The following is a 7817-nucleotide window of genomic DNA, read 5'->3' as shown; positions in this document are numbered from 1 at the left end:
AACCACATGCAACATCATGATCTCTGCACCACACGCGGCGGCGAGGTCAGCAGCGTACCGTAGGGCATTCTGAGAATCGGGGGAGAAATCGACGGGAACCAGAATGCGATTGATGCGGCTGTGCACGTTCACTCCCCTCTGTGCCCAGTCCCGCTGCGCAACTTCGCTGCCGTTTCCAACCCCGCATTCAGCAGGGCGCTGATGATCTCAGTCTTCGAGGTGCCGAGCTGCCGCGCCAACGCGGTGATCGCATCGTGCACATGCGCCGGTATTTTCACGTTCATCAACCGCGTGTTGCGAGGCTGGCGTTGTTTCAAATCAGCGATTCGTAACTGTGCTCGGTCCATCTCCGCCTCCTCCCTGTTTGGCTTGACGCTCTCCTCGATGGTGTACTACCTAACGCTGCGACCACTTATGCATCCAGGAGTGGTGTGGAGCAAGTTGTGTAGCGTGAGGAGGGGTTCGATGTCGCGATCGATGTGGTTCGTGGCCGGTGTGGCATTGCTCCTCACGACCATGGCTCACGCGGAGTTGGCATCACGACTGGCTTCTCAACTTGATTACTCAGTGAGTCCGTGTGAATGAGTTGTGGCCATCCGGCCCCGAGACAGCACGAGCAGAGAAGGTGCTATGACAACGACAGCGTACGTGCACGACTCATGGTGGGATTCTGCATATCGGCCTTGGTCGTCATCGCCAAGCCACCTGCGGCGCTGGCCGCTGGCGTGGGCGGCACTGGCACCGAGGCCAGCTGCACGCCGGGCTGCTTGTCTTCCAGGAACTCGACGACGCGCTCGGCTTGACAGAGATGGCCGGAGAAATCCTGACCGACACCCGCACCTACGGGCCGATGCCGCCTTCGCTGTGCCGGAGCTGTACGAGTTCCTGGAAGCGGAGGGGTTCCACTACGCCATTCGCCTGCCCGCCAATCAGGTGCTCCAGGCACGGATCGGTCACCTCCTCAAGCGTCCCGTGGGTCGGCCACCGAAGGACGTGCGACGCAGCTACGCGAGCTTCCGCTATCAGGCGCAGAGCTGGAGCCGACCGCGGCGGGTAGTGGCGAAAGTGGAGTGGCACCCCGGGGAGGAGAGACACGCATGCGGAGACTCATCACTCTGGCAGTTACGCTCGGGCTGTTGGCGGCCATCATCGTGGGCGCACGTTGGTTGTGGATCGCGACGCACGTTGCTGCCGGGTACGCCGCCAAAGTGACCTGCTCGCTGGCGCTCAACTCGGGCCAGGACGCGGCGCAGGTCTATCGCGACTACGTCTCCCGCGAGATCGCACCGCTCGGGCCGGTATTGCACGTCGCGGTCTCCGACCAGGATACGGAAGCGAGCGCGCTCGGCTTGCTCCGCGTGCGCGCCGTGTACCGGCGCGGCCTCGGCTGCACGCTCTTGCCCGACGGCAGCGAGGATGGCATGCGACTGCCGCACGGAGTCGATCTGCCCCGGCGCGCGCTGGATGCGACTGTGCCGTGGCCCGACGGCGGCGCCGGCCCGGCCGCGACGGCGCCTCCCGAAGTGGCGGCCGCGATCGAGCGCGCCTTCCGCGAGCCAGAACCGCCGGACCCGCAGCGTCTGCGCCAAACGAAAGCCGTCGTCGTGGTCCAGGACGGCCGGCTGATCGCGGAGCGCTATGCGCCGGGATACGGACCTGACAAGCCGATGCTGTCGTGGTCCATGGCAAAGAGCGTGACCGCAGCGATGGTCGGTATTGCGGTGGCCGATGGCCGGCTGGCGCTGCGCGAATCGGTACCGGTGCCGGAGTGGTCGGCGCCGAGTGATCCGCGCCATGCCATCACGCTCGACCAGCTCCTGCGCATGTCGAGCGGGCTGGCCTTCGACGAGCATCAGGGCGCGATCAACGACGTTTCGCGCATGCTGTTCACCAAGAACGACATGGGCGCGTTTGCCGCGTCGACGCCGTTGGAAGCGCCGCCCGATACCAAATGGTCATATTCGAGCGGCACCGCGAATGTGATCGCGCGCCTGTTGCGTGACAGCTTCGGCGGCGATCTCACCGCCTTCGTGCGCTACGCGAACGAGCGCCTGTTCGACCCGGTCGGGATGACGAGCGCGTTTTTCGAACCCGACGCCTCAGGTACGCCTATCGGGTCGTCATTCGTTTTCATGACCGCGCGCGACTGGGCACGCTTCGGCGAGCTGCATCGGGGCGACGGCATGTGGAACGGCCAGCGCATCCTCCCCGATGGCTGGGTGCGCTACGTGACCACCCCAACGCCAGCGGCGCCCGAGGGCCGCTACGGTGCGCTGTGGTGGTTGAACGCCGGCGCGCCGAACGATCGCGCCCAGCGCATGTGGCCGGGGCTGCCGACCGACGCTTACGCTGCGCGCGGGCACAGCGGACAGTACGTCGTTGTCGTGCCGTCGGCGAAGCTCGTGGTGGTGCGCCTCGGCCTGTCGATACCGGACGACGGCAGCGACGGCACCCCCGAGCTAGTGGCGGACCTGATCCGCGCGCTCCGCTGAAGGTTCATTAGTCTCATCAATTCCATCGCACTTCGGCGACGTTCCCGGTCAACGAGATCGCCAGCATCATGAGCGAGGTGGCGGCGTACGGGACGGCGGTGACACTGCGGAAGATCTGACGGAGGGACAGTTACGGCTTTACAATGTCTACCTTCAACACCACGCCCAGCTTCTTCGCGACTCGCTCCAAGGTTTCCTTCTTGCACTGAGGCACTCTCGCTTTCACGAGCGCGGGAATTCTGGCCGATTCTCACGGCAACAGTAGGAAGACGTAGCCGACGAGGACCCCCGTCTGACCATCAACTTTGCTGGCGCGGTGCTTGCATCAGGGTTCCCGGCGTGATGATCCGTCGCGCTTCAAGATTGCAGCACCCCAGCCACTCGGTTGTATGTCCCTACTGCACGCAGCAGTTCGATATCTTTGCCGCCGCCTGGTGCACGCATGCCGAGGAGCGCTCGAAGGTCTGTCCCCAGTGCCAGCGCTGCTTATGCGATCACCCGGCCTACCGAGAGCAGCACTTCTGGAAGGAAGCCCCGCTGGTGTTTCAGCGCGAGGGATTCCAACGGTTGTTTCTGTTCTACTTGTGACGAGTGGACCGACATCAGAGCGACTGTGGGTCGCGTCCGGGCTAGGTGACCGTCTAGCAGACAAAAATGCCGAGATTCCCGAACGGACATATCGAGTTGAAACGGCTTCGGTTTCCGTGATCGCAGCCAGACAGAGGGAGGAGATCATGTTTCTGATTACGCCTCCGGCGGCACGCAGAGTTGCAGTGGCGACGCAATCCAGCATCTGCAAGGCGGGCATCACCTTCCGCTGCGACGACGGCGAGTGGCGCAACCTCGGCACCCCCTGTGAGTAGAGTGTGTCGCAGGCACCGTGGTTTTGTATGAGCAGGATTTTCCCACGACTGTCGCGGGCCGGAGCAATGTGGTCATACGAGCAAAACAGTTGACGTCACAATGAACGCACTCCGGGCACTTGCGATGTTGGCGATCACCGTGGGCTGCGCTCAGGCAGCGGTTCTCGCCGAGCAACAGCCGCCAGCAAGGCTGCCGGAACTGGACGGAGTCGCGGCCGCCGCGTTCGCAGAGCCGGCGCCGCAGACTGCCCGGGCGCACGCAGTTCCGGAACGCTGTCCGTACCACTTCGGGAGCGACATGCCGGCAGCCACATTCTGCGTCTACCGGGGCGTAGCGTTCGGTGGCGGCGGCGAGGTGTGCGCGACCGACGTAGTGGTTATCTGGAGCAGTCCCGCCTCGCAAGCGCCGGTGCGTGGTGGGCCCGCGGAGAAGGCATCAGCTTCGAACAGAGACGTCTATCTGGCATTCGTCGCCGACCAGGAACTGGTGCTGCGGGCGATCGTGGACTCCCGACAGGGCGACCGTGCCGAAATGGTCGGGTATACGGTGGGAAGTGAGGAGGCTCCGCAGCCACTGGCGGGACAGATGACACTGCGAGCGGTGCGCCTGGGGTCGGCGGATGTGCTCAGCATGGACTTGCGCGAACCGCGACGTTTCCGCCCTGGGAGCTGCGCTTTCGCCTCGTATTCGGGCACGTTCCTTGGGATGATTCGACCTCCGAGCGAGACGACAACCTGTGTCGATACCTTCCTCGCGCCCCGGCAGTGAACCCGTGCGAGTACGTTCAGCAACCTGGGAGCGATCAGCGCACCCAGAAGGATCCTTCGCAGGTCAGCAACACTGAGGGAAGCGACCGCAAGCCGCAGCGGCAACCAGGGATGCGACATCGCCCACGCGAACCTTGGAATCACAAGGAAATAACAATGGCAACAAGCATGAAGTGGTGGAACCGGATCGGTGAGCTCATTGCTCGGTTGCTCGACCGTCAGAGCGGGGACACAGCCCCAGGCCGACTATACGGGCACGGTCCAAGCGGGATGAATCAGCAGCCGCGCGTCAGATGGTCGGACAATAGCGCAGCTGTTATTGGGAGTCCGCGAAACATCCAGGAAAAACTCGCCGCGTACCAGGCCCGCGGATGGGGACAGCAAGAGACTGGTCGGTCGGCGAGACAGCCTGAACCGACGTTGAGCTCCGGGGGAAGCGCCAATCAGGAACCGAGGAATACGCGCGCGCTGACGCCAAGCCTGAGATCTTCAAGGTCGACGTGGGCCGACAAGTGGCAGAGATAAACGCGCGTGCTACGCAGCGCTGGCGACTGCACCCGGTACGGGGAAGTTCGCCTGGCGTACTCTGGGCTTGATCCCATTCCCACCAGCTGGTCCCTTTTCCCCGCCTCTCGACGATTGTTTGCAGGGCTTCCGCCACCCTATTAGAATCGCTGTATGACAACGGTGACCATCAAGGAGATCCAGAAGGACGTGCCGGGCTACCTCCGGCACGTTCAAGCCCGGGAGGCCTTCACCATTGTACAAGACCGGGAGCCGATTGAGGAAATCCGGCGGTATATCGCGCGGTGCAGCAACTTCGCCCAATTGGACTGTGTGCCGGCGAATTCGTCGTCCCTGATGACTTCGGCGCGTCGCTACCCGAGGACATCAGCGATCTCACCCGTGAAGATCGCTGACGCAGCGCGCGGCGCGTCCACCTGGGCAGAATCCGCTGCAAGTGGCGTCGAAATGCCGGTCCCTCGGTTATCCGAATGATCTTCTTGCGCCGGTACCGCTTCGCCCTCGGCGCGCTGGTCATCGCCGTCGCGTCGTGCGTGTCGCTGCCCTGGTTGGCCCGACCCGCTCTCGAGCGCGCGTTGAGCGCGAGGCTGCACATGCCGGTCACGATCGGGCAGCTTTCGTGGAATCCCTTCATCGGCGTGGTCACCGCCAGGCGCATTTCCATCGGCAGAGAAAGCGACCGGTTCTCGGCGGCGCGGCTGTCCGTCGACGTCGGGTTGTACCGCCTCTTGAGAGGGGACGTCGTTCTTGATCGGGTCGACGTCGATGCGCCGGTCGGCACGGTGCGCTTGGACGCGGACTATCAGCCCCGGCTCGGAGGTCTCGGCGGCGAGGGGGCCGCTCGGTGGACGCCGCCCGCCGTCGCCGTGCGCGAACTCGTTGTGAGCAAGGGCGAGCTGACCGTGAGGTACCCCGTGCGCGGCCAGACGCGCGATGCGAAGCTCGCGATCACTCGACTCGTCGCCACAGACCTCCAGGAAGCGACGGGCGGGTCCGAGCTGGGTCTGTCCGTCCACGCTGAAGGGGCTCTCGACGGTACGCCCGTACGAGCCAATGCGCGCCTTCACGTCGCGGGTGACGCTACACAGATCGACGCCCAGATCGCCGTTCCCGGTTTGGCTGTGAACCCCGACGTCATCCCCCTGCCGCAGGGATTGGAGAGGTTCAGCGGCACGCTCGACGTCCATGCGACCTACGCAGCGAGGAACGCCCCTCCTGGACAGACGCTGCGGCTTGATGTGAGTGTCGGCAACGCACGTATCGTCGGCGACGCCGGGACGGAGTTTTCCGCCAAGCGGATCTCGATACCTGGGATCCGGGTAGACCTCGCCCGCAGGCGCGTCGATCTCGGCGCCGTCACGCTGGACGCCCCCGTGCTGATCGTGGCGCTGGTCGAGGAGGGCGTGGTCTTGCCGCTGCGCATTGGTGGCGGCACGGCGGCGTCCTCCTGGACGGTCCGGTCCGGTGCGATCGAGCTGCGGGGCGGTAACGTTAGTGTGCGCCGCGGGGAAACGGCGCTGACGCTAGCCCTGGAGTCCGCTCGCTGGGATGGGATCGACCGCGGCCATGCCACCCCGGTGGCCGTGCGGGCGAACGTCGGCGGGGGCGGCGCGCTCACCATCGACGGCGCACTGGGCGCCGATCCACTCGATGCCGAATGCGTTGTCAAGTTCGAGGGCCTTGCACTCCCTCCGTGGACGGAGCTTGCCGCGGTGCTTCCCCTGCGTTTGGCCAAGGGCACGGGCGACGGCACTCTCCGCATCCGGTATCGGGACGGTGCGCCACGCCTGGACGGAAAGCTGCTCTTGCGCGATGTTCACACCGCCCCGCCGGACCCGGACCGGTCCGCCGAGGTCCTCGCGGTCCACGCCGCCGAGGTTGAGTTCGCGATCGATGTCTCCGCCTCCCGCGAGGTCGACGTGTCGTCGCTGAAGCTGAGCTACCCGTACGTCATGGTGCTGCGGCGTCCCAGCGGCACTTTCCCGTATGCCGTCTTCAGCGGCAGCGGCCAGGAACGGTCCACTGCCTCCGCCAAGGCGGCGCCGAGGGAGGCGGGCCATCGGGTGCGCTTCGGGCGGGTCGAGGTCGACGGCGGAAAAGTGGAGTACATGGACACCACCTTGGAGTCGGCCTACTGGACCATCCTCACCGACGTGACGGCGCAGGCCGGCGAGATCCTGTTGCCGGAAGCGACGTTCGGCAGATTCACGGTCGCGGGCAAACAAGACGAACTCAGCCCCGTCGAGGCTTCGGGGTCGTTCACCACGCGTGGGTTGCAGGCCCGAGCCGACCTGAAGGACGTGCTCCTCGAGTCGTTGAACCCCTACGTGTCTCCCCTTTTGGGCTACAAGGTTACGTCGGGTCGGCTGTCGCTGAGCGCCGAGGTGGAGCCCGCGCCGCCCCTGCTCGGCGCGACGGCCGAGATAGTTCTCAGCGGGGTCGACGTCCTGCAGACCGGTCTGGACGTCATCCAGGACCAAAGCGGCGTGCCGCTCCCGATCGCGCTCGGCCTGATCAAGAACGTCTCCGGGGAGATCGAGCTGACGCTACCCGTGGCGGTCGATACGAGGGCGCGCAGCGTCGCACTCGGATCGATCTTCGGCCAGGCGGTGAGGAGTGCCATCGTCGGCGCGCTCACCAGCCCGCTGCGCATCCTGGGAAGCCTCTTCGGCACTCGCGGGGCGCCGCACGCCTTCGCCATCACCCCGATCCCGTTTCCCGTTGGAAGCGCCTCCCTGGAGCAGGCCGGTAGCGACCGAGTCGCGCAGATCGCCCGCATCGTGCAAGCGCACCAAGACCTCGCCCTCGTCCTCCTGCCGCAAATCACGGAGGAGGACATTCGGGCGGTCGGCGCCGACGGCGGCGATACGCTGGCGAACCAACGCACCGCCGCCGTGCGCGAGGCGTTGGTCGGCACCGGCTTGGCAGCAGCACGGCTCATGATGGCCCCCTGGCGCCCTTTGGTGAGGGCCGAGGCCACGGGGAAGCCGGGGGTGTACGTCGAGCTGCAGGCAGCGTGGTGATCGAGCCGCCGCGCTCTTGACGTGCTTGCCCGCAGGCAACTCTCCCGACTAAAACTCCCATAGTCAGTAAGCGTTCGCTGGCTTGTGCTTCGACCTCATTTCCCCTCACTCACCGGAGAGACAACAACCATGCCCAGGCATCATAG

The 7817-nt window shown here is 65.3% G+C and carries 7 protein-coding genes and 2 pseudogenes; 7 read left to right on the top strand and 2 right to left on the bottom strand.

The annotated features are described in order from the left end of the window. Together VF515_10635 and VF515_10630 are read right to left on the bottom strand one after the other, a co-directional pair. A partial coding sequence (locus VF515_10635) for a universal stress protein (protein ID HEX7408087.1) occupies positions 1 to 126 on the bottom strand: 126 nt, incomplete at its 3' end. 2 nt (positions 127 to 128) lie between these two features. After that, a complete protein-coding gene (locus VF515_10630; GenBank protein HEX7408086.1) occupies positions 129 to 347 on the bottom strand; it encodes a hypothetical protein in 219 nt (72 codons plus the stop codon). A gap of 496 nt (positions 348 to 843) precedes the next feature. On the opposite strand from VF515_10630, the pseudogene VF515_10625 reads away from it, so the two are divergent. From VF515_10625 to VF515_10595, 7 genes and pseudogenes are all read left to right on the top strand, one after another. Further along, positions 844 to 1086 (top strand): annotated as a pseudogene (locus tag VF515_10625) (transposase). A gap of 50 nt (positions 1087 to 1136) precedes the next feature. Beyond that, complete coding sequence (locus tag VF515_10620; protein ID HEX7408085.1) at positions 1137 to 2492, top strand: serine hydrolase; 1356 nt, start codon at positions 1137 to 1139, stop codon at positions 2490 to 2492. A gap of 339 nt (positions 2493 to 2831) precedes the next feature. Further along, positions 2832 to 3080: a hypothetical protein gene (locus VF515_10615; GenBank protein HEX7408084.1), complete on the top strand. Its 249-nt coding sequence runs from the start codon at positions 2832 to 2834 to the stop codon at positions 3078 to 3080. A gap of 146 nt (positions 3081 to 3226) precedes the next feature. Further along, positions 3227 to 3355, top strand: coding sequence for a hypothetical protein (locus tag VF515_10610; GenBank protein ID HEX7408083.1), 129 nt, complete (start codon positions 3227 to 3229; stop codon positions 3353 to 3355). Between the two features lie 100 nt (positions 3356 to 3455). Then, entirely contained in the window at positions 3456 to 4124 is a 669-nt protein-coding gene (locus tag VF515_10605; protein HEX7408082.1) for a hypothetical protein, read from the top strand. 677 nt (positions 4125 to 4801) lie between these two features. Then, positions 4802 to 5043, top strand: a pseudogene (locus VF515_10600) (type II toxin-antitoxin system Phd/YefM family antitoxin). 75 nt (positions 5044 to 5118) lie between these two features. Beyond that, entirely contained in the window at positions 5119 to 7671 is a 2553-nt protein-coding gene (locus VF515_10595) for a DUF748 domain-containing protein (GenBank protein ID HEX7408081.1), read from the top strand. Positions 7672 to 7817 lie beyond the last annotated feature (146 nt).

It is taken from the genome of Candidatus Binatia bacterium, from assembly GCA_036382395.1.
GTDB lineage: Bacteria > Desulfobacterota > Binatia > HRBIN30 > HRBIN30 > JAGDMS01.
The sequence above is the reverse complement of the archived record's forward strand: the minus strand, read 5'-3'. Positions and strand labels throughout refer to the sequence as shown.